The 25,702-nt window shown below is 64.6% G+C and carries 28 protein-coding genes and 3 tRNA genes; 19 read left to right on the top strand and 12 right to left on the bottom strand.

Going from position 1 to position 25,702, the window contains the following annotated elements; translation table 11 throughout:
- Positions 1 to 96 precede the first annotated feature (96 nt).
- On the top strand, positions 97 to 1,563 hold the full coding sequence (locus HK353_RS06995) for a uracil-xanthine permease family protein (protein WP_245395834.1): 1,467 nt from the start codon (positions 97 to 99) through the stop codon (positions 1,561 to 1,563).
- Between the two features lie 309 nt (positions 1,564 to 1,872).
- Here HK353_RS06995 and HK353_RS06990 read toward each other — a convergent pair.
- Positions 1,873 to 1,949 (bottom strand) — tRNA-Pro (locus HK353_RS06990).
- Between the two features lie 82 nt (positions 1,950 to 2,031).
- Here HK353_RS06990 and HK353_RS06985 point away from each other — a divergent pair.
- Positions 2,032 to 2,529: a TetR family transcriptional regulator gene (locus HK353_RS06985; RefSeq protein ID WP_173154297.1), complete on the top strand. Its 498-nt coding sequence runs from the start codon at positions 2,032 to 2,034 to the stop codon at positions 2,527 to 2,529.
- Positions 2,530 to 2,623: 94 nt separating this feature from the next.
- Positions 2,624 to 2,697 (top strand) — tRNA-Val (locus HK353_RS06980).
- A 134-nt stretch (positions 2,698 to 2,831) separates the two neighbouring features.
- Here HK353_RS06980 and HK353_RS06975 read toward each other — a convergent pair.
- On the bottom strand, positions 2,832 to 3,179 hold the full coding sequence (locus HK353_RS06975) for a cupin domain-containing protein (protein ID WP_173154294.1): 348 nt from the start codon (positions 3,177 to 3,179) through the stop codon (positions 2,832 to 2,834).
- 122 nt (positions 3,180 to 3,301) lie between these two features.
- Here HK353_RS06975 and HK353_RS06970 point away from each other — a divergent pair, with 122 nt between their 5' ends.
- Positions 3,302 to 3,892 carry a DUF2249 domain-containing protein gene (locus HK353_RS06970; RefSeq protein ID WP_342589842.1) on the top strand — a complete coding sequence of 197 codons (591 nt, stop codon included), beginning with the start codon at positions 3,302 to 3,304 and terminating at the stop codon, positions 3,890 to 3,892.
- Between the two features lie 28 nt (positions 3,893 to 3,920).
- On the opposite strand, the gene HK353_RS06965 is transcribed toward HK353_RS06970, so the two are convergent.
- Both HK353_RS06965 and HK353_RS06960 read right to left on the bottom strand, forming a co-directional pair.
- Positions 3,921 to 4,349 carry a DUF1801 domain-containing protein gene (locus HK353_RS06965; RefSeq protein WP_173154289.1) on the bottom strand — a complete coding sequence of 143 codons (429 nt, stop codon included), beginning with the start codon at positions 4,347 to 4,349 and terminating at the stop codon, positions 3,921 to 3,923.
- A 17-nt stretch (positions 4,350 to 4,366) separates the two neighbouring features.
- A complete protein-coding gene (locus HK353_RS06960) occupies positions 4,367 to 4,843 on the bottom strand; it encodes an Lrp/AsnC family transcriptional regulator (RefSeq protein WP_173154286.1) in 477 nt (158 codons plus the stop codon).
- Positions 4,844 to 4,952: 109 nt separating this feature from the next.
- Here HK353_RS06960 and HK353_RS06955 point away from each other — a divergent pair, with 109 nt between their 5' ends.
- From HK353_RS06955 to HK353_RS17435, 3 genes are all read left to right on the top strand, one after another.
- Complete coding sequence (locus tag HK353_RS06955; RefSeq protein ID WP_173154283.1) at positions 4,953 to 6,134, top strand: trans-sulfuration enzyme family protein; 1,182 nt, start codon at positions 4,953 to 4,955, stop codon at positions 6,132 to 6,134.
- 71 nt (positions 6,135 to 6,205) lie between these two features.
- Positions 6,206 to 6,409, top strand: coding sequence for a MerR family transcriptional regulator (locus HK353_RS17440; protein WP_342589841.1), 204 nt, complete (start codon positions 6,206 to 6,208; stop codon positions 6,407 to 6,409).
- Complete coding sequence (locus HK353_RS17435) at positions 6,318 to 6,635, top strand: TipAS antibiotic-recognition domain-containing protein (RefSeq protein WP_342589845.1); 318 nt, start codon at positions 6,318 to 6,320, stop codon at positions 6,633 to 6,635. Before HK353_RS17440 ends, HK353_RS17435 begins: the two co-directional genes overlap by 92 nt.
- Before the next feature lie 15 nt (positions 6,636 to 6,650).
- On the opposite strand, the gene HK353_RS06945 is transcribed toward HK353_RS17435, so the two are convergent.
- From HK353_RS06945 to HK353_RS06935, 3 genes are all read right to left on the bottom strand, one after another.
- Positions 6,651 to 7,055, bottom strand: a complete 405-nt coding sequence (locus HK353_RS06945) for an HIT family protein (protein WP_173154280.1) — start codon at positions 7,053 to 7,055, stop codon at positions 6,651 to 6,653.
- A gap of 64 nt (positions 7,056 to 7,119) precedes the next feature.
- The gene (locus tag HK353_RS06940; RefSeq protein ID WP_173154277.1) at positions 7,120 to 7,587 is read right to left on the bottom strand and encodes a redoxin domain-containing protein; all 468 of its coding nucleotides are present in this window, start codon (positions 7,585 to 7,587) and stop codon (positions 7,120 to 7,122) included.
- Positions 7,584 to 8,027: a DUF3052 domain-containing protein gene (locus tag HK353_RS06935; protein WP_139467151.1), complete on the bottom strand. Its 444-nt coding sequence runs from the start codon at positions 8,025 to 8,027 to the stop codon at positions 7,584 to 7,586. Before HK353_RS06935 ends, HK353_RS06940 begins: the two co-directional genes overlap by 4 nt.
- 293 nt (positions 8,028 to 8,320) lie before the next feature.
- Here HK353_RS06935 and aceE point away from each other — a divergent pair, with 293 nt between their 5' ends.
- The 6 genes from aceE (at position 8,321) to HK353_RS06905 (ending at position 16,073) form a co-directional block, all read left to right on the top strand.
- The gene (gene aceE / locus HK353_RS06930; RefSeq protein WP_173154274.1) at positions 8,321 to 11,083 is read left to right on the top strand and encodes a pyruvate dehydrogenase (acetyl-transferring), homodimeric type; all 2,763 of its coding nucleotides are present in this window, start codon (positions 8,321 to 8,323) and stop codon (positions 11,081 to 11,083) included.
- Positions 11,084 to 11,209: 126 nt separating this feature from the next.
- Positions 11,210 to 12,430, top strand: a complete 1,221-nt coding sequence (locus HK353_RS06925; RefSeq protein WP_173154271.1) for a PucR family transcriptional regulator — start codon at positions 11,210 to 11,212, stop codon at positions 12,428 to 12,430.
- Positions 12,431 to 12,464: 34 nt separating this feature from the next.
- Complete coding sequence (locus tag HK353_RS06920) at positions 12,465 to 13,370, top strand: acyltransferase domain-containing protein (protein WP_173154268.1); 906 nt, start codon at positions 12,465 to 12,467, stop codon at positions 13,368 to 13,370.
- A gap of 18 nt (positions 13,371 to 13,388) precedes the next feature.
- Positions 13,389 to 14,390 carry a beta-ketoacyl-ACP synthase III gene (locus tag HK353_RS06915; RefSeq protein WP_173154265.1) on the top strand — a complete coding sequence of 334 codons (1,002 nt, stop codon included), beginning with the start codon at positions 13,389 to 13,391 and terminating at the stop codon, positions 14,388 to 14,390.
- A 119-nt stretch (positions 14,391 to 14,509) separates the two neighbouring features.
- Positions 14,510 to 14,761: an acyl carrier protein gene (locus tag HK353_RS06910; RefSeq protein WP_025776743.1), complete on the top strand. Its 252-nt coding sequence runs from the start codon at positions 14,510 to 14,512 to the stop codon at positions 14,759 to 14,761.
- 67 nt (positions 14,762 to 14,828) lie between these two features.
- The gene (locus HK353_RS06905) at positions 14,829 to 16,073 is read left to right on the top strand and encodes a beta-ketoacyl-[acyl-carrier-protein] synthase family protein (RefSeq protein WP_173154262.1); all 1,245 of its coding nucleotides are present in this window, start codon (positions 14,829 to 14,831) and stop codon (positions 16,071 to 16,073) included.
- Positions 16,074 to 16,388: 315 nt separating this feature from the next.
- Here the strand turns inward: HK353_RS06905 and HK353_RS06900 are convergent, their stop codons facing one another.
- A complete protein-coding gene (locus HK353_RS06900) occupies positions 16,389 to 16,880 on the bottom strand; it encodes a DUF3145 domain-containing protein (protein ID WP_173154463.1) in 492 nt (163 codons plus the stop codon).
- Between the two features lie 158 nt (positions 16,881 to 17,038).
- On the opposite strand from HK353_RS06900, the gene HK353_RS06895 reads away from it, so the two are divergent.
- Complete coding sequence (locus HK353_RS06895; RefSeq protein ID WP_173154260.1) at positions 17,039 to 17,188, top strand: hypothetical protein; 150 nt, start codon at positions 17,039 to 17,041, stop codon at positions 17,186 to 17,188.
- Between the two features lie 42 nt (positions 17,189 to 17,230).
- Entirely contained in the window at positions 17,231 to 17,539 is a 309-nt protein-coding gene (locus HK353_RS06890) for a hypothetical protein (RefSeq protein WP_173154257.1), read from the top strand.
- Positions 17,540 to 17,634: 95 nt separating this feature from the next.
- Here HK353_RS06890 and HK353_RS06885 read toward each other — a convergent pair.
- From HK353_RS06885 to HK353_RS06870, 4 genes are all read right to left on the bottom strand, one after another.
- Positions 17,635 to 17,708, bottom strand: a tRNA-Ile gene (locus HK353_RS06885).
- Positions 17,709 to 17,800: 92 nt separating this feature from the next.
- Entirely contained in the window at positions 17,801 to 19,084 is a 1,284-nt protein-coding gene (locus HK353_RS06880; RefSeq protein WP_173154254.1) for an EAL domain-containing protein, read from the bottom strand.
- Between the two features lie 120 nt (positions 19,085 to 19,204).
- Entirely contained in the window at positions 19,205 to 20,626 is a 1,422-nt protein-coding gene (locus tag HK353_RS06875; protein WP_173154460.1) for an MFS transporter, read from the bottom strand.
- Between the two features lie 92 nt (positions 20,627 to 20,718).
- Positions 20,719 to 21,507 (bottom strand): LLM class flavin-dependent oxidoreductase, encoded by a 789-nt coding sequence (locus tag HK353_RS06870; RefSeq protein ID WP_173154251.1) that lies wholly within the window; start codon positions 21,505 to 21,507, stop codon positions 20,719 to 20,721.
- A 37-nt stretch (positions 21,508 to 21,544) separates the two neighbouring features.
- Here HK353_RS06870 and HK353_RS06865 point away from each other — a divergent pair, with 37 nt between their 5' ends.
- From HK353_RS06865 to HK353_RS06850, 4 genes are all read left to right on the top strand, one after another.
- Positions 21,545 to 22,981: a recombinase family protein gene (locus HK353_RS06865; RefSeq protein WP_173154248.1), complete on the top strand. Its 1,437-nt coding sequence runs from the start codon at positions 21,545 to 21,547 to the stop codon at positions 22,979 to 22,981.
- A 182-nt stretch (positions 22,982 to 23,163) separates the two neighbouring features.
- Positions 23,164 to 23,376 carry a hypothetical protein gene (locus HK353_RS06860; RefSeq protein WP_053446998.1) on the top strand — a complete coding sequence of 71 codons (213 nt, stop codon included), beginning with the start codon at positions 23,164 to 23,166 and terminating at the stop codon, positions 23,374 to 23,376.
- Positions 23,376 to 23,624, top strand: coding sequence for a hypothetical protein (locus tag HK353_RS06855; RefSeq protein WP_173154245.1), 249 nt, complete (start codon positions 23,376 to 23,378; stop codon positions 23,622 to 23,624). Before HK353_RS06860 ends, HK353_RS06855 begins: the two co-directional genes overlap by 1 nt.
- A gap of 318 nt (positions 23,625 to 23,942) precedes the next feature.
- The gene (locus HK353_RS06850; protein WP_173154242.1) at positions 23,943 to 25,364 is read left to right on the top strand and encodes a Rep family protein; all 1,422 of its coding nucleotides are present in this window, start codon (positions 23,943 to 23,945) and stop codon (positions 25,362 to 25,364) included.
- The last annotated feature ends 338 nt before the right edge of the window (positions 25,365 to 25,702 follow it).

Raw genomic sequence — 25,702 nt, 5'->3', positions numbered from 1 at the left:
GGACGAGCTGGAGCATAGAATTCTTTCGCTGGGCCGGAGGGCTGCCCGGCCGCCGGCAAACGACCCAGTACAGGGAAGAACGGAACGAAGAACACGATGGCGGAGTCGGCACCCACGGACACCCACAAACGAACAGGCAATCGCCGCGGCTGGCGGCTGCACGGAAACGGGCGGACGATCGCTCCCGGTGAGAGGGTTCTGCCGGAAGAGCGTCTGAGTTGGCCGCGGACCATCAGCATCGGCGCACAGCACGTCGTGGCAATGTTCGGCGCAACGTTCCTCGTACCCCTTCTCACCGGGTTCCCGCCGTCGACGACACTGTTCTTCACCGCCATCGGCACGCTGCTGTTCCTGCTCATCACGAAGGGCATGATGCCCTCGTATCTCGGTTCATCGTTCGGGCTGCTCGCTCCGATCGGGGCGGTCACGGGGTTCTCGGCGACGTCCGGAGAGGCTCTCGAGCCTCATGCCATGGCTTTGGCCCAGGGCGGAATCATCTCGGTGGGAGTCACCTTGGCGCTCGTCGGGCTCGTTGTTCATTTCGTCGGCGTCCGATGGATCGAAGTGACGATGCCACCGGTGGTGACCGGGGCCATCGTGGCCCTCATCGGCCTCAATCTGGCCCCGGCCGCCTGGGATTGGGTCAAGGCCGCTCCCCTGACCGCCGTGATCACGATCGTCGCGATCCTGCTGACCACGGTGCTCTTCCGCGGGATGCTCGGCCGACTCTCGATCCTCATCGGCGTCCTGGTCGGCTATGGTGAGGCATGGCTGCAGGGTGAGCTCGACTTCTCCACCGTCTCGAAAGCCGACTGGGTGGGACTGCCCGCGTTCCATGCACCGGCGTTCGATCTCGGCTACCTCGGCCTGTTCCTGCCCGTCGTCCTCGTCCTCATCGCCGAGAACATCGGCCATGTGAAATCGGTCGCCGCAATGACCGGCCGCGACCTCGATCACCTGACAGGCCGGACGCTCTTCGCCGACGGATTCTCCACCATCCTCGCCGGATCCGGCGGCGGTTCGGGAACGACGACCTATGCCGAGAACATCGGCGTCATGGCAGCCACGCGCGTCTTCTCCACTGCCGCCTACCTGTGTGCGGCGATCATCGCCCTCATCCTCAGCATGCTGCCGAAGTTCGGCGAGATCATCGCCACGATCCCTCCCGGAGTGCTCGGCGGAGCGGCGACCGTGCTCTACGGAATGATCGGCATGCTCGGCGTGCGCATCTGGGTGGAGAACAAGGTCGACTTCTCCAATCCGATCAATCTCAACACTGCCGCGGTCTCGCTCATCGTCGCCATCGCGAACTTCACCTGGACCCCGGGCGGACTGCAGTTCGAAGGCATCGCCCTGGGCACCGCCTCGGCGATCATCATCTATCAGGTGATGAAGGCGATCGCCCGGTGGCGGGGTACAGACCCTGACAACGTGACAGAGAACTTCGCCGAGGCGGCCGACCGAACCGATGCGCCGCAGGCTCCTCGACCGGGCCGGGCGACCCACCCGTTCGCTTCCGACGTGACGGACGGCGCCTCCCAAGAGCCGGGCTCACCGGCCTGAGCACGAGTTGAGGCGATGGGGCGTGCTGCCGTTTCGAGCAGTGCACCCCATCGCCTTTGTGCATTTCAGTATCGAGTTCTGGACCAGTCATCGGGTTCAAACTCGATCATCTGGTCAGAACTCGATTAGTCCTGCACCACGGCGAGAACGCACCGGACCACTTTCGGTGCGGCCGTGCGCTGCTTCTCGTCCTGGGCGTCTGCTCGCGTCTTGATGGTTTGGACGCAGAGTGGTCTCCGGCCGGGCGCAACGGTCCGGGAATGCAGAAGTGCCGCAGCCTCTCCTGAGCGATGCTGCGGCACTTTCCCTTGGTCGGGATAGCGGGATTCGAACCCACGACCTCCTCGTCCCGAACGAGGCGCGCTACCAAGCTGCGCTATATCCCGTGACCAGGAACTACTATAGCGAGGGGAACGCGATCTGAAAAATCGGGAAGGACCTCTGTTCGAGAATGAAAGGTATGTCTCATTGGCACTGACAGCCGAAAGCATCACCACCACTGCATTGAGCATCCTTTCGCAGTACGGTCTGGGCGATCTGTCCATGCGCCGGCTCGCCCGCGAACTCGACGTTCAGCCGTCTGCGCTGTACTGGCACGTCAAGGACAAGCAGTCACTGCTCATCCTCATTTCACGTTCGCTCAAAGCCGAAGTCGATGCCCTCTGTCCCGCCACTGCCGACCCGCTCGCCGCGGCAATGTCTCTGCGCGAGGTGCTGCTGAAATACCGTGATGGAGCAGAGATCGTACTGCTGGGGTATTCGATCGCTCCGACAGACGTTGCCCCTCAGGCTCTGGGAGCCGATCGCCTGGGCGCCGAACTCTCCCACGGAATCCTCACCCTGACTCTCGGTGCCGTAGCCGTTGAGCAGAATCGCATGATCTTCGATGTCGACGCCGCAGAGGCAGCTGAGAATTTCGCTGCCAATGCGGCACGGCTGCTCCGATCCTCCCGGAGACTGCCTTGACCGGCACACTCATCGCCGTCGCTTCCGTTTCGCCGCTCACCTCGGGATGTGGCATACTGATCAAGCGCTGTCGCAGTGGTCGACGACGCAGGTGGGGCCTATAGCTCAGTTGGCTAGAGCATCTCGTTTACACCGAGAGGGTCGGGGGTTCGAGTCCCTCTGGGCCCACCGTCAAGGCATCCCATGTTCATGGGGTGCCTTTTCCGTGTTCCGACCCAACTCACCAGCCCAGATCGGCAGGTCCGATCCACGCAGGTCCGAGCCCGCCGCCCCGAAACTCGCCGAGGCGACCACGGGGTCGATCACCCCCTGTCGATCTCTGTGCGGATCGTGAGCAGGAACGCCGCATCGGTCAACGCCTCCACCGAGTGCTTCTGCGGGGGAATAGCGATGAGTTCTCCCGCACCCAGTTCCCACGATTCGTCGGCAGTCACCATCCGCACCTGGCCCGTGACGATGTGCAACGTCGCTTCCGGTGGAGCATCATGTTCTGCGAGTTCTGCACCCGCTCGCAGAGTCAGCAGGGCCTGCCGGAGATAGGTTCCGGCGAAAACACCCTTGGCGGCCCTTCCGCCGCGTGCCCCTCGCGCCTTCTCCAACAGCTCTGCGCTGAGGGTCTCCAGATTCTGTGCGGACACCTGATTGGTCATCGTAAGCTCCTCCTGAGTTGCCTGCAGTCCTGATGCTTGCTCCTCGCCTCAGGGTAGCCTCGTTTTCGATCTGTGGTGATAGCTTCGAAGAGGAATCAGAGAAGCAAGTGAGAGGACATGCTGTGGCAGACGAACCCGTCATCGACGTCCGGACCATACCGAAGCCGGAGAGACATCCCCTCATCATCAAAGCTTATGAAGATCTCGAAGTCGGCACAGGCCTGATCCTCATCAATGACCACCCGCCCGAGGGTCTGCGTGCGGAGTTGGCACGCGAGTTCGCCGAGTCGGTCGGATGGGAGCCCCTGGAGGGCACCGAGGATGAGGTCCGGGTGCGCATCGTCCGCCGTGCGTTCACCCCTGCGCCTCGCGTCGTCCTCAACGTCGCCGAACTCAGCGAGACTGTCGAGGATTCCGGGTCCGTCTGGCAGCTGCCGACGCAGCACCGTGACCTCGATGCGAATGTCATCGCGCTCGCTCCGGGTGGCGAGATCCGCGAACACACCGGCCCGTCTCTCGACGTCCTCATCCACGTCCTCGCCGGAGGGGGCACCCTTGAGACTGAAACCGGGACGATCGACCTGTCCCCCGGCCAGATCGTGTGGCTGCCCCGTCGCTCCCGCCGTCGCTTCCTGGCCGACTCCGAGGCGGGACTGCAGTACTTCTCGGTCCATCAGCGCAAACAGGGGCTGAGTATCACGGCTCGCAGCTGATGAATGGGCTGGACACCCGGATCGGTGATCAGCTTCCCGGCTCCGGATCATCCGGACGGGCATCGGCGATCGCGATGAGCCTGCGCAGCACCGCCTCGGCGATGTGCTCCAGACGACGCACGTAGACGCAACCGGCCCCCTCGGTGTATTTTCCGAGCTGCGGGAGCAGCTTTGCTCCTTCGGGAAGGTCCTTGAGTCCGTACAGCGAGAGTTGGCTCTTGCGCGGGGAGAATCCCGTGGCCGGCCACTCACCGTGGTTGCGCGGGTTCACGGGCGACCGATAGTGGGACCGACCGTAGCCGACGATCGAGGGTCCCCACATCACAGGATCCTCACCGGTGACGTCTCGGAAGATCGCATCGAGAGCGATCCCGTCCTCGCGACGCTTCTCTGGAGTCACCGAATCGAGGTATGCGGTGACATCGGCATCGGTCGGCTGGGTCTTGCACTCTGCCATGAAGCCAGTATGGAAGTTCAGGCCTCCGAAGGAATCCAAGCAGAACCGTCTTCGACCCGATAGATGAGGTTCGTGCGCGTATGTGCGACAGCGGGGTATCGGGTGAGGTAGTCGAGGACGAAGGACTGCACCGCAGCGGTGTCAGTGGCGACGATATGCAGCAGGTAGTCATCGGCTCCGGCCATGTGGTACATCCGCACCACCCCCGGGAACTTCGGCGCAGCCGTCGTGAATGCGTCGATTTCGGCCCGATCGTGTTTGGCCAGCCGGATCGACACGAGCGCCTGCAGTCCGACCCCGAGCGCAGTCGGATCGACGTCGATATGGAAGCCGCGGATGACGCCGAGCGACTTCAGTCTCTTGAGACGCAGGGAGACCGTCGATTCGGAGATCCCGACGGCTGCAGCCAAGACCGCACCTGAGGCCCGCGCATCAGCGTTGAGCTCCTGCAGAAGGCGAAGATCGGTGTCATCGAGTGAGACGTTCTGCGACATGAGTCACAGTCTCCCATATCTGATCGCAGACTATTGCCGAAACGGCCGAATACTTGGAGGATATTGCGCGTTCATTGCACAGACCGGGAGAAGTGTATTGAATGCGCTTATGACTTCTATGCACCCTGAGACCCGTATGGTTCACGGCGGAATGGACGGTCTCGCGGCCGCAGGCGTCCACGTCCCCGCCATCGACCTCTCCACCACCAACCCGGTCAACGACGTCCGCACGGGAGGAGATTCCTATGAGAGCCTCGCCGGCGGACATCCTCTGAAAGAAGGGGACTCCCCCGTCTACCAACGTCTGTGGCAGCCCGGTGTGGCGCGGTTCGAATCCGCGCTCGCCGAATTGGAGAACGCCGAATCTGCTGTCGCCTTCGCCACGGGAATGGCCGCCTTGTCCGCCGCACTCCTCGCTGCAGTCGAAGCCGGAACTCCCCATATCGTCGCCGTCCGTCCCCTCTACGGCGGCAGTGACCACCTGCTCGAGTCAGGCCTTCTCGGCACGTCGGTGACCTGGGTGGAGGAGGACCAGATCGCCGAGGCGATTCGTGACGACACCGGGCTCGTCATCGTCGAGACACCGGCGAACCCCAGCCTCGACCTCGTCGACATCGGCTCGGTCGTCACCGCAGCGGGAGATGTGCCGGTGCTGGTCGACAACACCTTCTGCACCCCGGTGCTCCAACGGCCGATCGACCACGGGGCCGCGCTCGTTCTCCACAGCGCCACGAAATACCTCGGCGGTCACGGCGACGCCATGGGCGGAATCATCGCGACGAACACCGAATGGACCATGCGTCTGCGCCGGGTCCGCGCCATCACAGGGGCCCTCCTGCACCCGATGGGCGCCTATCTCCTCCATCGCGGGCTGCGGACGCTGGCCGTGCGGATGCGCGCAGCTCAGGCCACCGCAGGTGAGCTCGCTCGTCGTCTTCAGACGCGCCCCGAGGTCGGCCAGGTCCACTACCCCGGTCTCGCCGGGTCCGATCCGCGAGGCTTGGTCGGTTCGCAGATGCGCGGCGGAGGGGCGATGATCGCCATCGAACTCGCCGGTGGATTCGAAGCGGCCCGCACCTTCGTCGAACACTGCGACCTCATCGTGCACGCGGTCTCGCTCGGCGGCACCGATACCCTCGTCCAGCATCCGGCCTCGCTCACACACCGGCCCGTAGCCGCGACGGCGAAGCCCGGAGACGGCCTCGTCCGCCTCTCGGTCGGGCTCGAACATGTCGACGACCTCGCCCGCGACCTGTTCACGGCGCTGGACGCGATTCGCGAAGCGGCCTGACACCGCTCACCCGTCGAACGTCTCAACCGACTCTTGACTTTGACGCAGCGTCAACTTCTAAGCTGTCAGGCATGGACTGGTCCATTCAGGAAGCCGCACGGCTGACGGGAACGACGAGCCGAGCCCTGCGTCATTATGACGCCATCGGTGTGCTGCCTCCGACCTCCAGCGCCGCCAGCGGCTATCGCTGCTACGACGAAGCAGCCCTGGTGCGCCTCCAGCGCATCCTGCTGCTCAAGGAGCTGGGGAGCCGACGCCTACCGACGAGGAGATGAATGGTGGTCCAGCCGATCGCCTGAGGGGAAGAAGGAGTGGAAAGCCCTCGTTTCCACCCTCTCCGAGGACTGGATCGCCGCCGCCGAGGCGGGGGCGCGTCCCGAATCGGACCGCTGCCAGGACCTCGCCCGACGCCATATCGAATGGCTGCGAGCAGTTCCGGGCACGCCCGCAGATGATCACTCGACCACTACCTCGAGGCCAAAGGCCTCTGAGTCGATCTGAGCCGGCAGCACCGGATCAGGACAGTTCGGAGAGCGCCTGCCGAATCTTCTCGGCGGGCGCCTCCAGCTGCTCCGGTGTCTGCATCGGAGCACGGTCGGAGATGTCGAAGTCATCCATGGAGTTCGTCGGCAGGACGTGGATGTGCATGTGGGGCACTTCGTAGCCGACTATGAGGAGGCCGATACGCTCGCAGTCGAAGGCCGCTTTCTGGGCTTCTCCGATCCTCTTCGCCACTGCGGTGAGGTGGGCGAGAAGCTCTGCGTCGGCGTCAATCCAGTGGGAGATCTCGTCGCGCGGGACGATCATCACATGACCCTCGGTCATCGGAGCGACATCGAGGAATGCGACGCACTTGTCATCCTGATGGACGAAGGTGCCGGGGATCTCTCCGTTGATGATCTTCGTGAACAGCGTAGCCATAAGGTGTCCTCCTCAACAGGCGCCGAAGGTGCCGTCGATCGGTTCTTCGGCGGGGGCTCGATTCTCAGAGGCTGGAAAGCGCCGTGGCGAAATCCTCGGAGAAGTCCCGAGTCTCGGTGCGGGCGACATGCCTGCCACTCACGATCGTACCCGCAGGTGAGAGAACGAAGACTCCTCGTTCGGCGACACCGTGGACCTCGTCGAAGACGCCGAACGCGCGAGCCGCCTCACCGTGGGGCCAGAAGTCCGATGCAAGAGTGACGTCGACCCTCGTCTGCCGGGCCCACGCTGCCAAAGTGTACTTGGAGTCGGTTGAGACAACCACGATGTCGACGGCATGGGAGCCCTTTCGCATCCGTTCCTGCCACTGTTCGAGAGCGGCGAGTTCGTCTCCGCAGATCGGAGAGAAGGCGAACGGAACGAATGCGAGCACACGAGCGGTAAGTGGAGCCGCCTCGGTGAGGGTGATGACCGATCCGAGGTGATCGGGAAGGGTGAGATCCGGGGCCCGATCACCGGGCCGCAGGATCATGAATAGTTCTTCTTGCCCACGAGCCGGAATCCGGCCCAATCGTCGGCGGCGCTGACCGTGGAGGTCACGTGCATTCCGGCGGTGGGAGCCGCTTCGGAGATGTCGGCGGGGCTGATGTGTCCCGGACGGTTCGCCTTCGGGCTGAGCAGCCACACGACTCCGCCCTCCTTCAGTGTGGTCTGGGCGTCGACGAGACCGTCGACGAGGTCGTCGTCGTCCGACCGCCACCACATGAGGATCACGTCGTAGACGTCATCCTCTTCGCCATCGGCGATCTTGTCTCCGATGATGTTCTCGATCGCCTCGCAGAGTGCCTGATCGACGTCGTCGTCATAGCCGACCTCTTGCACATAGTCGCCCTTTTTCAAGCCGAGGTTGTGTCCCAGCTCGTTTGCGAGGGTCGAAGTGGAGGATGTCCTTTCAGAAGCGGAGTTGCTCATGCCTGTATTCTTCCGCCAAGAGTGGTCAAGGTGCAAATATCGGCGCGCCCGCGCGCGGCACGCGCACTCAAACGGCACTCAATCAGCACACCCGACTGTGAGCCTGTCAGCACAGTGTGCAGATGCGTCAGAGAGATCACAACTTCGCGAGAGCGCGAAGTTCGGCTGGGAGTACTAGGCTGACAAGTAGATCGGGTGGCCTCTGGGCTCAGACAACCTGCGGAGCACACACCATCCGATGGTCATGATCTCTACACCAAAGAAGATCGTGGAGCTGAAGAGAGGACCACATCGTGGACAATCGGAATCAGGGCGGGCCCATCCTCAACGGGCTGCCCAGCCAGGTGCCCGACATCGACCCGGAGGAGACCGCTGAATGGCTGGCCTCCCTCGATGGCCTCATCGACGAGGGCGGTCGGACTCGAGCACGCTATGTCATGCTGCGCATGCTCGAGCGCTCTCGCCAGAAGCAGATCGGCGTGCCCAGCCTCACTGCCACCGACTACGTCAACACCATCGGTCCGGAGAACGAACCCTGGTTCCCCGGAGATGAAGAGGTCGAACGCCGCTACCGTCGCTGGAACCGCTGGAATGCCGCCATGCTCGTCCACCGGGCCCAGCGTCCCGGCGTCGAGGTCGGCGGGCACATCTCCACCTACGCCTCCTCGGCGACCCTCTACGAGGTCGGTCTCAACCACTTCTTCCGCGGCAAGGACCATCCAGGCGGCGGCGACCACATCTTCTATCAGGGCCACGCCTCCCCCGGCATGTATGCGCGCGCCTACCTCGAGGGCCGGATGAGCGCAGAACAGCTCGACGGCTTCCGTCAGCAGCAGTCGCACTTCATCGACGGCAAGCCGCAGGGACTGCCGTCCTACCCCCACCCACACCAGCTGCCCGACTTCTGGGAGCATCCGACGGTGTCCATGGGTCTGGGCCCGATGAATGCGATCGCACAGGCACAATTCGACAAATACCTGCACAATCGTGGGATCAAGGACACCTCCCAGCAGCAGACCTGGGCCTTCCTCGGTGACGGCGAGCTCGACGAGCCGGAGAGCCGCGGCATGCTCCACGTCGCTGCCTTCGAAGAGCTCGACAACCTCAATTTCGTCATCAACTGCAACCTGCAGCGTCTCGACGGACCCGTCCGCGGCAACGGCAAGATCATGCAGGAGCTCGAGTCCTACTTCCGCGGTGCCGGCTGGAACGTCATCAAGGTCGTCTGGGGACGCGAATGGGACGCGCTGCTGGCCAAGGACCGCGACGGCGCACTCGTCAACCTCATGAACACCACCCCCGACGGCGACTACCAGACCTACAAGGGTGAGTCCGGCGGGTTCGTGCGCGACAACTTCTTCGGCCGCGACCCGCGGACGAAGGCGATGGTCGAGGACTACAGCGACGAGCAGATCTGGAACCTCAAGCGCGGCGGCCACGACTACCGAAAGGTCTTCGCCGCCTACAAGGCCGCGATGGAGCACACCGGACAGCCCACCGTCATCCTCGTCAAGACGGTCAAGGGCTACTCCCTCGGACCGCACTTCGAGGCCCGCAACGCCACGCACCAGATGAAGAAGCTCACGGTCGACGATCTCAAGCTCGCCCGCGACCACTTCCAGATCCCGATCTCGGACAAGGAACTCGAAGACAACCCGAAGCTGCCTCCGTACTACCACCCGGGCGTCGACGCACCCGAGATCAAGTACATGCAGGAGCGCCGCGCGGAGCTCGGCGGCTACTCTCCCGAGCGTCGATCGACCCATATCGATCTCAAGATGCCCTCGGACAAGGCCTACCAGGCCGGTCGTCGTGGATCAGGCAAACAGGAGATCGCCACCACGATGGGCTTCGTGCGCGTGCTCAAGGACCTCATGCGGGAGAAGGATTTCGGTCACCGGATCGTGCCGATCATCCCCGATGAGGCTCGCACCTTCGGCATGGACTCGTTCTTCCCGACGGCGAAGATCTACAATCCCCACGGGCAGAACTACATCTCCGTCGACCGTGACCTGTTCCTGGCCTACAAGGAGGCTACGGACGGTCAACTGCTCCACGTCGGCATCAACGAGGCTGGAGCGACCGCGGCGCTGACCGCGGTCGGCACCTCGTACGCCACGCACGGCGAACCGATGATCCCGTTCTACATCTTCTACTCCATGTTCGGGTTCCAGCGCACCGGTGACTTCTTCTGGGCCGCCGGAGATCAGATGGCTCGCGGCTTCGTCCTCGGCGCCACCGCGGGGCGCACCACTCTGGTGGCCGAGGGCCTGCAGCACGGCGACGGACATTCGCACGTGCTGGCCTCGACCTACCCGTCGGTGGTCTCCTATGACCCGGCCTTCAGCTATGAGATCGCGCATATCGTCAAGGACGGCATCCACCGGATGTACGATCCTGCCGATGAGCGGGACTCCGACGTGCTCTACTACATCACGATGTACAACGAGCCGATGGTCCAGCCGGCCGAACCGGAAGATCTCGACGTCGAGGGCGTGATCAAGGGCCTCTACCTGCTGAAGAAGGGTCCCGACAATGGCGGCCCGAAGGTTCAGCTGATGGCCTCCGGCGTCGGTGTGCCGTGGGTGCTCGAAGCACAGGAGCTGCTCGATCAGGACTGGGGCGTCTCGGCCGATGTCTGGTCGGTGACTTCGTGGACAGAGCTGCGCCGTGACGGACTCGACGCTGAGAACGAGCGTCTGAAGAACCCCGAATCCGAACCGCGGACTCCGTATGTCACCGAGAAGATGGCCGAGACGGAGGGCCCGGTCATCGCGACCTCGGATTATATGCGCGCAGTTCCCGATCAGATCCGTCAATACGTGCCCAGCCACTTCACCTCTTTGGGAACCGACGGATACGGAATCTCGGACACCCGTCCGGCGGCACGTCGCTATTACCTCGTCGATGGTCCGTCCGTGGTCACGCAGGCGCTCATCTCTCTGGCCGATACTGGGAAGATCTCGATCGACAAGGCCGCCGAGGCGGCTGAGAAGTACCAGCTCAACGATGTCCGTGCCGGCAGCTCGGGTTCTACCGAGGGGGCAGGCGCCTGACCTCGCCCGCACGCTGAAGGCGAATATGGCCGGAGTCTCCAAGACTTCGGCCATATTTGTCACCTTTTTCGACTCTTTGTATGTCGCTGACAACCGGATTGTTCTGATTCATCTAAACTCGTGCTCATGATGTCTGATGCCGAGACCCTGCGCCGTCGCGCCGAAACCGCTCGCCGACTGCGTGCCGGGGTGGGCGTCCTGTCCTCGGTGACTCTGCAGCGGCTGGAAGCTCAGCTGCCCTGGTACCGATCGATGTCGTCGTCCGATCGTTCCTGGGTGGGACTGCTTGCCCAATCGGGGATCTCCTCATTCGTCGATTGGTACCGCAAGCCCGATACGAATCTGCGTGTGGTCTCCGACATCTTCAAGACAGCACCACGCGACCTCATCCGCGCCATCAGCCTGCAGCAGACCCTCCAGCTGCTCAAGATCGTCGTCGAGGTCGTCGAGGAGCGCGTCCCGGACATCGCTCGCCCCGTCGAGCAGCCGGCGCTGCGCGAGGCCGTGCTCGTCTACTCCCGTGAGATCGCGTTCGCCGCCGCCGACGTCTATGCCCGGGCCGCCGAGGCTCGAGGCAGCTGGGACGCGAGGCTCGAGGCGATGGTCGTCGACGCCCTCGTCCGCGGAGATTCCGTGGACGAGCTCGCAAGCCGTACTGCCGCCTTCGGCTGGCAGTCCGAGGGGCCCGTGTGCGTCATCGTCGGCCGCGCCCCACAGCGCTCGGCGAAGAAGGGGTTGGACGGCATCCGCCGCAGGGCCAGCCGGTGGGCCGATGATGCGCTCGTCGGAATCCACGACAACCGGCTGCTCATCGTCCTCGGCGGAGTGACGGAACTCGACGATGCCGTCGAGGATCTCTCGGACTGTTTCGGGCCCTCCGAAGTCATCGTCGGACCGGCAGTGCCGGGGCTTGCCGAAGCGGCCACCTCGGCGAAGGCGGCGATCCGCGCACTCAAGGCGGCGACCGCCCGCCCCGACTCCCCGCGCCCGGTCAAAGCCGATGATCTGCTGCCCGAGCGCGCTCTGTCCGGGGACCAGATCGCCTTGACCGAACTCATCGAACGCTATTACGAACCGCTGACCTCGGGAACGGGTCAACTGCTGAAGACCGTGAGCGCCTATGTCGAATTCGGGTCCTCGCTCGAAGCCACGGCCAAGGCACTGTCCGTGCACCCGAATACTGTGCGCTACCGACTGCGGAAGATCACCGACGCCATCGGGCTCGATCCGACGACCTCGCGTGATGCTTTCGTCATCCACATCGCCTTGGTGTATGGGCGACTGTCCGAGGACGGCGTATTGTCGACAAACGACAAATCTCACCGAGAACGGTCCAGTGTCCATTAGATTGATCAACGGAACCCAACGAAAAGAGAACTGAGTGCTTGCAATCACCTGTCCGGGCCAGGGAGCCCAGAAGACCGGTTTCCTGAGTTCGTTCCTCGAACTCGACACCTTCTCGGCACAGATCGACGAACTCTCGACCGCCTCGGGAATCGATCTGCGTCTGCACGGAACCGAATCCGATGACGAGACGATCAAGGACACCGCGGTGGCACAACCGCTGCTCGTCGCCTCCGCCATCGCCTGCGCCGCAGAGCTCGGCGTCAGCCCTGCCGTCGTCGCCGGCCATTCCGTGGGAGAGATCGCAGCCGCACAGATCGCAGGCATCTTCACCCCGGCCGACGCCATGGCCTTCGTCAAAGTCCGTGCCGATGGAATGGCCGCCGCTGCCGCCGCCACTCCGAGCGGCATGTCCGCCGTCGTCGGCGGCCAGCCCGAGGATGTTCTCGCCGCGATCGAGACCGCCGGGGCCAGCCCCGCCAATGTCAACGGCGGAGGCCAGACCGTGGCAGCCGGCTCACTCGAGGCGCTCGAGACCCTGGCCGAGAACCCGCCGGAGCGGGCTCGGGTCATCCCGCTGGCAGTGGCCGGCGCCTTCCACACCGAGTTCATGGCTGCCGCCACCGCCGATCTCGCTGCCGCCGCCTCGGCGTTGGAGGTCTCCGACCCCTCCGTCTCGATCCTCAGCAACGCCGACGGCACCGCGGTCGAGGCCGGTCGCGAGTACGTCGACCGCCTGGTCAAGCAGGTCACGAACCCGGTGCGCTGGGATCTGTGCCAGGAGGCGCTGCTGAACTCCGGTGTCACCGGAATGATCGAACTCGTCCCCGGTGGAACGCTGACCGGAATCGCTCGCCGTGCCATGAAGGGCGTCGAGACATTCGCCATCAAATCGGCCGCCGACATCGACGGCGCGCGTGAGTTCGCGGCAGCCCACGCCTGAGAATCGAAAGAAGACGCCATGCCTACACTCAAGACTGCAGAACTCGGCACTTTCTCCCGCATTGCCGGAATCGGTGCCTACCGTGCGGAGAACCTCGTCACCAATGACGATATCGCCGGACCCATCAACTCCTCCGACGAATGGATCCGGCAGCGCACGGGCATCGTCACTCGCCGTCGTGCCAGCAAAGACGTCGGCGTCCTCGACATGTCCGAGGAAGCCGCGCTCGAGGCGATCGCCTCGGCGGGGCTGAAGCCGGAGGACATCGGCGCCATCATCATCTCGACCGTCACGTTCGAGTACTTCACGCCCTCAGCGGCTGCGGCCCTGACCGCACGGCTGGCGACCGGGCCGATCCCGGCATGGGACATCAGCGCGGCGTGTGCCGGCTACTGCTACGGCATCTCGCAGGCCGATGCGCTGGTGCGTGCCGGCACGCTCGACAATGTCCTCGTCATCGGAGCCGAGAAGCTCTCCGAGGTCATCGACCCCGAGGACCGTTCGATCTCGTTCATCCTCGGTGATGGCGCCGGCGCGGTCGTCGTGTCCTCCTCCGACGAACCCGGCATCTCGAAGACGGTGTGGGGCTCGAAGGGCGAGAACTGGTCGACCATCCGGATGACGGATTCCCTCTACGACATCCGCGACGACCGCGAACTGCCCTTCCCGACCCTGCGTCAGGACGGACCGACCGTCTTCCGCTGGGCCGTGTGGGACGGCGCCGAGGTGGCCAAGGAGGCTCTCGCTGCTTCCGGCATCGAGGCCGAGGATCTCGCTGCCTTCATCCCGCACCAGGCGAACATGCGCATCATCGACGAACTCGCCAAGCAGCTGAAGCTCCCCGAGTCCGTTGTCATCGCACGTGACATCGCCGACAACGGGAACACCTCGGCGGCGTCGATCCCACTGGCCACCGAACGGCTCCTGCGCGAACAACCCGAACTCAGCGGCGGTCTCGCCCTGCAGATGGGCTTCGGTGCGGGACTCGTCTACGGTGCTCAGGTCGTGCGCCTGCCCTGAGACACACCCATTCACGGAAAACTCTCCGTGAATGTCCTAAGATATTCGGCGGGACACTCGTCGAAAAGTTCCTCAAACGGTCGAAAAACCCTCGACCGAAATCAGAAAGTAGGAAAGAAATGGCATTCACCGAAGCTGAAGTCCTCGCTGGGCTGGCAGAGATCGTCAACGAAGAGACCGGCCTGGCTGTCGAAGCAGTCGAAGCCGACAAGTCGTTCACCGATGACCTCGACATCGACTCCATCTCGATGATGACCATCGTCGTCAACGCTGAGAAGAAGTTCGGGGTGAAGATCCCCGATGACGACGTCAAGGACCTCGTCACCGTTCAGGACGCTGTCGACTACATCAACAAGGCTCAGGAAGCCTGAGCCACAGCAGCCCAACACGGCCCGTCCACAGACGGGCCGTGTCCACACTATCGACGAGGTTTGTACCATGACATCTAAAGTTGTCGTCACCGGAATCGGTGCGGTAACCCCCTTGGGCGCGACTGTCGATGCCACTTGGGAAGCCATTCTGGCCGGTCAGTCCGGCGTCCACACAATGGACAACGATTGGTCAGAGAAGTACGGCCTCGCCGTGGACTTCGCAGCGCAGGTCGACCCACAGGTCGTGCCCGACAATCTCAAACGGGTCCAGGCCAAACGCCTCGATCCTTCGAGCCAGTTCGCTCTCATCTCTGCTCGTGAAGCCATGGCCGACGCCGGTCTCGAGGAGACCGACCCGGAACGCACCGCCGTCTCCTGGGCCACCGGGATCGGCGGAGTCTGGACTCTGCTCGACGCCTGGGACACCCTGCAGGAAGAAGGCCCTCGCCGGGTCATGCCCCTGACGGTTCCCATGCTCATGCCCAACGGACCTGCGGCCGCCATCGGCATGGAATTCAAGGCTCGTGCCGGTGTGCAGACCCTGGTCTCCGCCTGCGCCTCATCGACCGAGAGCCTGGGCCACGCCTATGACGTTCTGGCTTCTGGCAAGGCCGATATCATCATCGCCGGCGGTTCAGAAGCAGCGATCCACCCGATCACTCTTGCCGCGTTCAATTCGATGCAGGCGCTGTCACGTCGGACCGATTCGCCCGAGACCGCTTCGCGTCCCTATGACGTCGACCGCGACGGCTTCGTCATGGGCGAAGGTGCGGGCACGCTCATCCTCGAGACCGAGGTACATGCGAAGGCTCGTGGAGCGAAGATCTACGCCGAGGTGGCCAGCTGGGGCATCTCGAACGACGCCTACCACATCACCGGCGGAGAGCCGGAGGGCAAGCACGCGCTGGCCGCCATGCAGCAGGCACTCGACGCCGGCGGGCTGACCGCCGCCGAAATCAAGCACGTCAACGCGCATGCCACGTCGACTCCGGTCGGAGACATCCCGGAATCGCTGGCCATCAGCGAACTCCTTGGTGACAACGTCTCCGATGCACTGGTCTCGGCCACGAAGTCGATGACCGGACACCTCCTCGGAGGTACGGGTGCCGTGGAGGCGATCCTCACGGTCAAGGCGCTGCAGACTCGCACCGCTCCCCCGACCATCAACATCGACGAAGTCGACCCGAAGGTCAAGGGGATCAACATCGTCCGTGACACACCTGCGGATCTGCCCGCCGGCGATATCGCAGCGATCACGAACTCGTTCGGCTTCGGCGGTCACAACGCCGTCGTCGCGTTCCGCTCAGTCTGAGGTCCTGAGCGAACTCAGACAGCGCTACGGCCCACTCTGAGTCGGAAAGCACGGTTTTGAAACTGTGCTTTCCGACTCAGAGTGGGCCGTTTCCATGAGAACGCAGGACGTAGTCTGTGCTTGGGAAGGTGGTTTGTGCGGAGCAATCTGCTCAAGGCGCCCAGGAGGGTGGTCGGTGCAGAGCCTCCTGCGCATGGCGCTCAGGCGCGAGAGCGTGCGAAATGGGCACACCCGAGGTAGGAAGGTGTGCCCATCGGCATTTGTGAACGCTCGAACTCTCACACCTGAGTGCAGTTCGGCGGTGAAGGGAGCGGCTCAGCCGACCTTCGTCAGCCAGCGCACCGGTGCGCCTTCACCTGCGTGGCGGAACGCGTCGAGTTCCTCATCCCAGGCTTCTCCGAGGGCGATCGCCATCTCCGAGGAGAACTTCGCCGGGTCCCCGGCAGCGCGTTCCATCACGGAGCGGATGCGGTCTTCAGGGACGAGGATGTTGCCGGCCGTGTCGGTAACAGCGTGGTAGATGCCCAGATCAGGTGTGTGGCTCCATCGGCCGCCGTCGACTCCGGCCGAGGGCCCCTCGGTGACTTCGTAGCGGAGTGAGTCCCAGCCGCGCAGGGCGGATGCGATGCGAGCTCCGGAGCCTGCGGGCGCGCGCCAGCAGACTTCTGCGCGCACCAGACCTGGTGCTGCCGGCTGGGGTGTCCAGTCGAAGCGTGCCTGTGCGCCGATGGCCCCGCCCGCTGCCCACTCGATGTGAGGGCACAGCGCACGAGGTGCTGAGTGGACGAAGAGTACGCCCTGAGTCATATCCATTTCTGCCTCCTACCTCGGATACGTCTTCCCCTACGATCCGAAAGGAGGTGCTGACCACATGATAGTCGATGTTCGGCGTGCAGCCAAGCATCAAAGATGCTGGTGGCGTCGGGTGTCTGTGACGAGCGAATGACCGGCGTTAGGCTGGCGCCATGACCGAGGAGCAGATGACCGGCGAACGACCGCCGCGGACCATCCGCATGTTCCCCGACTATGCGGGCACGGTGCTGTGGATCAGCATGCCGATCGAGCACGAGGACACAGGGCTGTCCGGCGGGCTCGTCGCGGAGCTGCAGGCGTAGGAGCAGTCCTACTACGACTCGCTGGATTCCGACTTCGATTGGGTGCCGGAGACGGCTGCGCGCACCTTCACTGAGGAAGGCGTACGGCTCGCCCGATTGGTCTCCGCCGAAGTCGGTCCGCAATTCGTCGTCGAGTTCTCGTCGCACGATGACGACACCGAGGCAATGCGAATACGGGCCGAGCATTCCGCCGAGAACCCGAAGGCGGAAGCAGCTTTCACACGGCTGTTCGACGAGGCGGACGCAGACGACCGCAGAATTGCCGAACTCGTCAGGAACGAACCCGACGGAGAGTGGACTGCCTACGCTCCGTTGTCCGGGACCGTCTTCAGGTTCACCAGGCAGGCCTAGAACTCGCCAAGGGAGCATTGGCGACGTCGCTTCAGCTCAGTCGAACCTGTTCATCCGTGTAGGCAGGTCGTCCGAACCGGTTTGATGGTTCACGGTGCCCCCGGTCGGACTTGAACCGACGGCCAAGGAATTATGAGTTCCCTGCTCTAACCAGCTGAGCTACGGGGGCCAGCCGAGACAACATTAGCACCATCGGAGTCCGCTTCCCCATTCGGATCACACGTGGGTTCTGCGGAGTCGAGACACCCGGACGCGCACCGCTCAGGCGCGCTGGTTCGCCGTTGCGGTGAGAGGTGCGACGCGAGTGAGAACGCTGCGTGCGGCGTCGACGCATGTGTATCGGTCGGTCGTGATGTAGACATCGAAGACGGTCTGTCCGTCGCTGCCCGGGTCGTTGCGTTTCGACGCGGCAACCATGCCCGACCAGTCCGGTCCGACCACGACGACGCCGTGTTCGTTGCGGATGGGATCGGACGCGTCGACGAGTCCGGTGCGCACTCCGGGAATCGGTGGTCCGTCGAAGCCGCCGGAAAACATCGCCGTGAGCCCCACGGTGTCCCGGATCTTCTCGTACCGGAGTCGCGTCGCCTCGGAGAATTCGTCGTCCTCTCCGAACACTCCGAGGGTGATGGTCGCGGTACCCGATGCCAGAGCACGTTCCTCCAATGCAGCGATCTGAGCGACGAGGAGTTCGCGGTTCATCACCAGAGGCTCGCGCCGCAGTCCCTGAGAGATCGAATACGGGGTGCCCAGTGCCGGCAGATTGCGAGAGTAGTGAGAGACGAGGGCGTCTTCGCTCGGCTCGGAGAACGCCTGCGGCTCCTTCGTGGCCTCGCCGAAGTAGGGTCCGGACATGAACCCCGCCCCGAGCGCCCGCACGCGGTCCAGGTCGTCCTCGGTCTCGACACCGTCGGCGAGGATAACCGCACCGGTGCGTTCGAGATGGGCGTGGAGAAGACGGTTGAGCTCCGCGAGATGAGAGTCGCAGTCGATGCGCAGAACGTCCGGGTGGAGTCCGACCACCGAAGGGTTGACCAGCGGGACGAAGGCGGTGCTGCGCAGGTCGGCGCCCACGGAAGACATGCCGACTCCCCATCCCATGGCGCGTGCGGAGCGCACCGAGCGCAGCACTGAGGCCGGGGACGAGGCGACCCGGGTGGCATCGAGCTGGAGGATGACGGAGCGGTCGGGTTCTCCGGTGCGGTCCTCGAGGGTCGCAAAAGACTCAGCTTCGGCGTGGAGGAACAGGCGGTTCGACTTCGGCAGTCCGGCACCTTCTGCCGTGCGCAGCGCAGAGTCACGCAGAGAGGCGTCGATATCACCCGTGATCGTCGAGGCGCGCATGGCGTGACGCAGGTTCTCCGACTCGGCACGACCCAACTCCGGGGAACCCGTGGGAGCCTGCAGAATCTGGTGGCCAACCCGCTGGAAGGTCAGTGCGTCGACGACGGGGGCGAAATAGGTTTCTATCCCGCCCGAGCGCACGAGTTCCTCGAGCTCCAGCTCGTCATCGGGTACGGCCTCGACCACTGTGTTTCCTTCCATGGGCTGATGTGCGTTCACAGTCTTCCACATTCGGACACAGCGGATTGTCTAAATTCCGTAACATTATTGCGCTGACAGCTGACGATTGCCTGACTCGGCCGGGCGAGCCCCGAGCGGCCCTCAGGCCCGGCGGGAGCCGCCTCGGCGAACCTCGATGAGACCGACGATTCCGGCGAGGATGACGATGACGGCGATCGCGACGAACGCCCCCATCATCCCCCAATGCCAATTGCTCACCGCGGTGATCGAGAACGCCAGCGCGGTCATGATCGCCAGCCCCATCGAAGTGCCGATGCGCTGCCCGGTCTGGAGCACTCCTCCCGAGGACCCGGCGTACCTCAGGGGGACCTCCTGCAGGGTGAGAGTCTGATTGGGGCTGATGACCATACCCTGTGCGGTGCCGATAAACGCCAGGGTCAGCAGCATCCACCACTCGCTGCCGATGCCCTGGGACAGCAGCGCGACGACGGCGATCGTGGCCACCAGGCCGGCGAGGCACAGCGCGATCCCCCAGACAACGAGGCGGCGCCCGATCTGGAAGACGAACCGTCCGGACACATCGGCTGAGACCGCCGAGCACAGCGCGGCCGGCAGACCGATCATTCCCGCGGCCAAGGCGGTGTGTCCCAGCCCCTGCTGCATATACATGGCGACGAGGACCCAGACGCTGGTGACACCGAGGAAGTAGAGGGCGATGATGATCGAACCGTTGCTGAAGCTGCGGATGCGGAAGAGATCGAGATCGACCATCGGGGGACGGCCCAGACGCGCGTACCGACGTTCCCACCGGGCCCACACCCAGATCATGCCGATGCCGATCGGCAGGGACAGCCAGATGAACCCGCCCAGCGATGATTCGACGAAGGGCAGAAGGATGAGCAGGACGCCGACGCCGAGGAGGATGACCCCCACGGGGTCGAGATCCTTGCCGCCATCGGAATTCTTCGCATCCTGGTCGACGGCAGGTCGCCATGCTCCGGCAGGCAGCCAGGCCCGGGCGAGGATGAGAGAGGCGATAGCGAAGGGGACATTGACCAGGAAGGTCGCTCTCCATCCGAGGTCGCTGCCGAACAGTGCGATGAGGGCACCGCCGAGCACAGGGCCGATGGCCACCGACAAACCGACGGTGGTACCCATCAGTCCGAATGCACGACCGCGCGGCGGTCCCTGGAAGTACTGCTGCAACAGGCCCACGACCTGCGGGTTGAGGAATCCGGAGCCCAGCCCCATGGTCACTCGGGAAATGTTGAGCGTCAGCGGATCAGGGGCGATTCCGGCCACCAGCGAGGACAGCCCGAACAGACCGACTCCGATGACGAACAGCTGTCCGCGGCCGAAGACGTCTCCGGCACGTCCGGCGGCGACGAGGACAACACCGAAGGACAGCGCATAACCGGTGAGCACCCATTGCAGCGCCGAAGTGGAGGCGTCGATATCAGCAGCGATCGAGGGCAGGACGACGTTGATGCTGGACACCGACAGCAGGGACATGAAGAGGGGAACGAGGCCGATGAGGAGGATGCGCTTCTGCGTCTGCGTCATCTTCGTGCTCTCGCTCACGCGGCCCCCTCAGCTGTTCGTCGTCTCTGCCTCGTCTCATCCTACGTTCGTGCAGTTCGGTTCGGCCCCGCGTCTCAGCTCTGTCCGGCAGGAACCCAGCCCAGCGCCGGCGCAACGTGCTGGGCAAAGGACTCGAGGATGTGCAGGTTGTAGTCGACGCCGAGCTGACTGGGGATGGTGAGCATGAGGGTGTCGGCTGCCGCGATCGCCGCGTCAGCCTTGAGCTCGTCGATCAGCTTGTCCGGTTCACCCGCGTAGGTACGGCCGAACGTCGAGCGTGTGTCGTCGATGATGCCGATCTGATCCCCTTGGCCGGCCCCACGCCGACCGAAATAGAGGTCGTCGAGGTCGGTGGTGATCGGGAAGATGCTGCGGCTGACGGACACTCTCGGAGTCCATCCGTGCCCCGCGGTGCTCCACGCCTGACGGTACCTGGCAATCTGCTCGGCCTGCAGGTCTCCGAATGCGGCTCCGGTCGCCTCGGTGAGCAGGGTCGAACTCATCAGATTGACACCCTGCTGTGCCGCCCATTCGGCGGTGGAGGCGGATCCAGCTCCCCACCAGATGCGGCGTTCAAGGCCAGGGGAATGCGGTTCGATGCGCAGACGCCTCCCCGGACCGAACTGCTGCGGATCGGCCGGGGCAAGTTCCTCGCCGCGGACGGCCCGAAGGAACCGATCGAACTTCTCTCTGGCCATGTTCGCGGCCTTCGACTCGGTGGGATCCTCGTAGCCGAAGGCTTCCCATCCGCGCAGGGCCGGCTCCGGGGATCCGCGACTGATGCCCAACGCCACTCGCTGGTCGGAGAGCAGATCGAGGGCGGCGGCCTCCTCGGCGAGGTAAAGAGGGTTCTCATAGAGCATGTCGCGGTTGTGACACTCGTTTCGTAAGCTTGGTTGCATGGTCGAACTGGTAGCGCTGAGGAAGACGACCGAGGTGGCCGCGTACGTCCGCGCCTCCATGGACCGCAAGGGCGACCGCTGGACGGTCGATACGCAGCTGAGGAAGATCAGGGCGCTGGCCGAGGCCAAGGACTGGAACGTCGTCGAGGTCTACGAGGACAACGCCGTGTCGGCGACGAAGAAGCGCCGCGCTGGCACCCGCTGGGCCGAGATGCTGGACGACGCCCGCGCGGGCCGCTTCTCGATGGTGGTCGCGGTGGACATGGACCGGCTGCTGCGCAGCACGAAGGACCTCAACACCTTGATTGACCTGGGGCTGCGGGTCGTCACCGTGGACGGCGAGATCGACCTCTCGACGGCCGACGGTGAGTTCCGAGCGACGATGCTCGCGGCACTGGCCCGGTTCGAGGCCAGGCGTAAGGCGGAGCGTCAGATCAGGTCGAACGAGCGCCGACGCTTCGAGGGCATCCCGACGAGCGCCTGGAAGGCGTTCGGGTGGACGCGAGAGGGCGAGCTGATCCCGGAGGAGGCCGACGCCGTCCGGCGGGCCTTCGCCGCGTTCCTCGGCGAGCCGTCGCTGTCGATCCGGCGAATCCGCGAGGATCTGAACGGTGCCGGTCATCTCACCGCCCGCGGGTCGGAGTTCTCAGTCGATGCCGTGCGCTACCTCCTGGCGAACCCGCTCTACGCTGGCTACATCAAGCACTACGCGTCGGGCGAGCTGTACCCGGTGCAGGGCGACGCGTTCCCGCCCATCGTCGGCGAGCAAACGTGGCGGGCCGCGGTGGCGAAGCTGGAGGACAACGTGCGAAGGTCGGCGAGGCAGGGTAACCAGCCGAAGTACCTTCTGTCCACGATCGGGCTGTGCGGGAAGTGCGGCGCGACGCTCGTCTCCGGGACGAACAGTCGCAAGCAGCCGACGTACCGCTGCGGCGAGCAGTTCCATCTCACCCGCCAGCGCGAGCCCGTCGATGCGATGGTGACCGAGGCGGTGCTCACCCGCTTGTCCTCGGTGGATGTGCACAACCTCGTGATGCCGCAGGAGGACGATGGGCCAGATCACGAGGAGTTGCTGACGGAGCGGAACGCCCTGGTCGAGCGGGTGAAGGAGCTGAGCCCGCTGCTGCGTGACATCCATCAGCCGGTCCTGGAGATCACGGCGGCGATCAACGACGTGAAGGCCCGCATCGATGAGATCGACGCGGAGCTGCTCGACCGTTCGGTGTCGGTGGCGGCGAAGTTGCTCGCGGACGTGGACGAGCCGGTCGGCACCGCGGAGCGCCGCGAGGTGGTCGAGGCGAAGTGGAAGACGTTGGACGTGGACCGCCGCCGGATGCTCGTGGACGAGCTGGTGACGGTGACCATCGAGCCCATCGCGCCCGGTCACGTGAAGTTCGACCCCGACCTCATTCGTATAGAGCCGCGTCGCGACTGACACGCGAGTCGACTCGTCAGTGGACTGGTGAGTCGACTCGTGGGAGAATGGTTGCAGACAAGAAGATCCCACCGGGGGCCAGACTTTGAAGCTGGCGGTACTACTCCCGGATGAGTAGCCGGTCAAACAGCCCAATTACCGTGGCGGGGAACCGGAAGCACACTCATGTTTGAGGACTTCCGATGTCTGTCGTTATCGACGCTCCCCGCGCATCTGCGCTGGACTGCCCTGGGCTCGACCAGGATTCGACCCCCGATCCGCAGGCTGATGGGCTCGATCCCGTCATCGCTGCCGCCCTCGCCGCCGGTCGCCGAGCTGGTGAGCGCCTGGCCCGCACGCCGCTGACTCCGCGCCAGCGGGCCGCGGTCGCCGCCGTGATGGGTGGTGATCGCTGATGAGCGCCAACTCCGCCGCCTTCGCCCACGTGAACGGCTTCCGCTGGCGTGTGGGCGACCCCACCCTCGCCGACAGCGAAGCGCACCTCTACGACCTCGGCGTGCTCCGCTCCGTGCTGGAGGAGGCCGTCGAGAAGGCCGTCGCCGATGCCCGCGCCGACGGGGTGACCTGGGCCAAGATCGGCGACGCCCTCGGCGTCACGCATCAGGCCGTCATCAAGCGTTACCGCAAGGGTGGTGCCCGATGAACGCCGCCGAACGCACCAGCGCCACCGCTCCCGCTGACCTGACCAGCCCGACCGATGGGCCTGGCCTGGCATCCGCCGGAGGCGGGCTGCCCGTCGTCGTGATGCCCGTCCTCATCCGTGCTCCGCACTCCAAGAGTTCTGGAAGCCTCATCCGTTCCTACGGGCGCGGCAAGGGCTTGTCGATTGCCGCGCCATGCAACAACATGCCTGGTCAGCTGCCGGTTTCGCCTTCGCTCCACCGCGTGACCCCGCAGGATCATTTGGGGGTCAATAGGGGGTCATTTAAGGCGCCGCACGCTCCTTCCGACGTCCTGGGCGGTGGTCGCCGTGGCTAAGCAGGAGAACAACCCGACGAGCATCGGGCTCACGCAGTACCTCGATCCGTCGTACTGGACCTGGGCCGCCGATGACGCGAACGGGGCCGCGCTGCTCCAGCAGGGAGCCGGGGCGATCCTCGCCTACGTGGTGCAGCGGCTCGAGGCGATCGGCTGTGAGGTCGTCGAGGCCTACGGCATCGTGCACGACAAGGACGAGCGCGAGGTCTGGAGCGACACCGAGAAGACCCTCGTGGTCGAGCCGAAGCCGGATCACCTGCACGCGGTGATCAAGTTCGCCAGCCGCGCGAAGAGCGCGCCTCTGGATCGGCTCGCGTTTGGCATCGGCGTCGAACCGCAGTACGTCGAGAAGCCCGGTCGCGGGCGGTACGCCTTCGACAACATGCTCTCGTACCTGACGCACGTGAAGTACGCGGACAAGCACCAGTACGCGCCTTCGGAGGTCGCCACGGTGCGCGGGCCGGACTACCTCGGCATCGACGCCCAGCGCCGGGAGACGTGGCTCAAGGGTCGCGCCCACGTGAAGAAGAAGGTCGTCGCCGAGAACTTCGAGGACATGCGCGAGCGCGTGCTCCAGGGCGAGATCACGCGCGATCAGATCATGCTTACCGATGAACTGTTCGACATCTACTCGCGGCATCAGCGGGAGATCGACGATGCCCTGTCCGCCTACGGTCAACGCCGCGCGTACCGGGCGGCGGCGAAGCTCCGCGCCGGTGAGTTCTCGACGCACGTGGTATTCGTGCACGGGGATGCCGGTATCGGCAAGACCCGGTTCGCCACGGACTTCATCACCGAGGCGATCAACGCGGCGAACGCCCACGGCGAGCGGTGGCAGGTCTACCGGGCCGCCACGGGGAACCCCCTCGATGACTGGCGCGGGGAGGAAGTGCTGCTGCTCGACGATCTGCGCGCCTCGGCGATGGACGCGAACGACTGGCTGCTGCTGCTCGATCCGTACAACGCCTCCCCGGCGAAGGCGCGCTATAAGAACAAGGGCGAGGTGGCCCCGCGTCTCATCGTCATCACGGCGACGATCGAGCCCGTCGAGTTCTTCTACTACGCCCGTCAGAAGGGCAACGTGGACGAGGCGCTGGACCAGTTCATCCGCCGCCTGGCCTCGGTCGTGAAGGTCTACCGTGCCGACGAGATCAACCGCTACCTCGTGCAGCACATCGGAAGGATCGAGCCCTACGAGTGGCATCAGTGCAGCGTTCCGGCCGCCGCGCACACGCCCGGCATGTACGGGAACGCGTACCACCGGAACGCCGGGTCGCGGGAACTGACCTACGGTCCGGAGACCTCGGCCGACCACGACGCGGACGGCGCGGTCGCGGAGCTGCTGAGCGGGCTCGCCGTGCGGAGTCCGGACGTGCCGCTGGCACTGATCGGAGGTGCCGCATGAGCACCGAACTGGACGCGCTCTTCCAGGGGGTCGAGGGGGCCGGAGGCCCCTCGCAAGCAGACATGGAGGACACGAGCGTCAGCGATGTGTCCGACATGCCTACTGCTTGCCACTCTGGCGTACAGGTGGAGCAGCAGACCGACTCCCAGGTGAACACGGGTCGGGCTGATGCGGAGGCTGTGCGGCAGAGTCACGGCGGCGCGAAGCGTCGTCGTGGGGGCCGCGCGAAGCTCGATACCGACTTCGGAGAGGCCACGCTCGGCGCTTCGCACTCGTGCGAAGCGGCTCGGGCTGGCTCCGAGCACGTGGGTGCGGGCCGTCGTGCGCGATGCCCTCCA

Source organism: Brevibacterium permense, from assembly GCF_013280495.1.
Lineage (GTDB): Bacteria > Actinomycetota > Actinomycetes > Actinomycetales > Brevibacteriaceae > Brevibacterium > Brevibacterium permense.
This window is presented reverse-complemented; position numbering and strand designations above follow the sequence as displayed.

What these genes read in the sequence shown, in the direction of transcription:
- HK353_RS06870 (WP_173154251.1), bottom strand. Translation starts at nt 21,507, where the DNA reads ATGCTCTATGAGAACCCTCTTTACCTCGCCGAGGAGGCCGCCGCCCTC.
- HK353_RS06895 (WP_173154260.1), top strand. Translation starts at nt 17,039, where the DNA reads ATGACCGAGGAGCAGATGACCGGCGAACGACCGCCGCGGACCATCCGC.
- HK353_RS17440 (WP_342589841.1), top strand. Translation starts at nt 6,206, where the DNA reads ATGGACTGGTCCATTCAGGAAGCCGCACGGCTGACGGGAACGACGAGC.
- HK353_RS06880 (WP_173154254.1), bottom strand. Translation starts at nt 19,084, where the DNA reads ATGGAAGGAAACACAGTGGTCGAGGCCGTACCCGATGACGAGCTGGAG.
- HK353_RS06855 (WP_173154245.1), top strand. Translation starts at nt 23,376, where the DNA reads ATGAGCGCCAACTCCGCCGCCTTCGCCCACGTGAACGGCTTCCGCTGG.
- HK353_RS06860 (WP_053446998.1), top strand. Translation starts at nt 23,164, where the DNA reads ATGTCTGTCGTTATCGACGCTCCCCGCGCATCTGCGCTGGACTGCCCT.
- HK353_RS06935 (WP_139467151.1), bottom strand. Translation starts at nt 8,027, where the DNA reads ATGAGCAACTCCGCTTCTGAAAGGACATCCTCCACTTCGACCCTCGCA.
- HK353_RS06965 (WP_173154289.1), bottom strand. Translation starts at nt 4,349, where the DNA reads ATGGCAGAGTGCAAGACCCAGCCGACCGATGCCGATGTCACCGCATAC.
- HK353_RS06945 (WP_173154280.1), bottom strand. Translation starts at nt 7,055, where the DNA reads ATGGCTACGCTGTTCACGAAGATCATCAACGGAGAGATCCCCGGCACC.
- HK353_RS06995 (WP_245395834.1), top strand. Translation starts at nt 97, where the DNA reads ATGGCGGAGTCGGCACCCACGGACACCCACAAACGAACAGGCAATCGC.
- HK353_RS06955 (WP_173154283.1), top strand. Translation starts at nt 4,953, where the DNA reads ATGACTTCTATGCACCCTGAGACCCGTATGGTTCACGGCGGAATGGAC.
- HK353_RS06875 (WP_173154460.1), bottom strand. Translation starts at nt 20,626, where the DNA reads ATGACGCAGACGCAGAAGCGCATCCTCCTCATCGGCCTCGTTCCCCTC.
- HK353_RS06905 (WP_173154262.1), top strand. Translation starts at nt 14,829, where the DNA reads ATGACATCTAAAGTTGTCGTCACCGGAATCGGTGCGGTAACCCCCTTG.
- HK353_RS06960 (WP_173154286.1), bottom strand. Translation starts at nt 4,843, where the DNA reads ATGTCGCAGAACGTCTCACTCGATGACACCGATCTTCGCCTTCTGCAG.
- HK353_RS06975 (WP_173154294.1), bottom strand. Translation starts at nt 3,179, where the DNA reads ATGACCAATCAGGTGTCCGCACAGAATCTGGAGACCCTCAGCGCAGAG.
- HK353_RS06900 (WP_173154463.1), bottom strand. Translation starts at nt 16,880, where the DNA reads ATGACTCAGGGCGTACTCTTCGTCCACTCAGCACCTCGTGCGCTGTGC.
- HK353_RS06940 (WP_173154277.1), bottom strand. Translation starts at nt 7,587, where the DNA reads ATGATCCTGCGGCCCGGTGATCGGGCCCCGGATCTCACCCTTCCCGAT.
- HK353_RS06910 (WP_025776743.1), top strand. Translation starts at nt 14,510, where the DNA reads ATGGCATTCACCGAAGCTGAAGTCCTCGCTGGGCTGGCAGAGATCGTC.
- HK353_RS06865 (WP_173154248.1), top strand. Translation starts at nt 21,545, where the DNA reads ATGGTCGAACTGGTAGCGCTGAGGAAGACGACCGAGGTGGCCGCGTAC.
- HK353_RS06925 (WP_173154271.1), top strand. Translation starts at nt 11,210, where the DNA reads ATGATGTCTGATGCCGAGACCCTGCGCCGTCGCGCCGAAACCGCTCGC.
- HK353_RS06915 (WP_173154265.1), top strand. Translation starts at nt 13,389, where the DNA reads ATGCCTACACTCAAGACTGCAGAACTCGGCACTTTCTCCCGCATTGCC.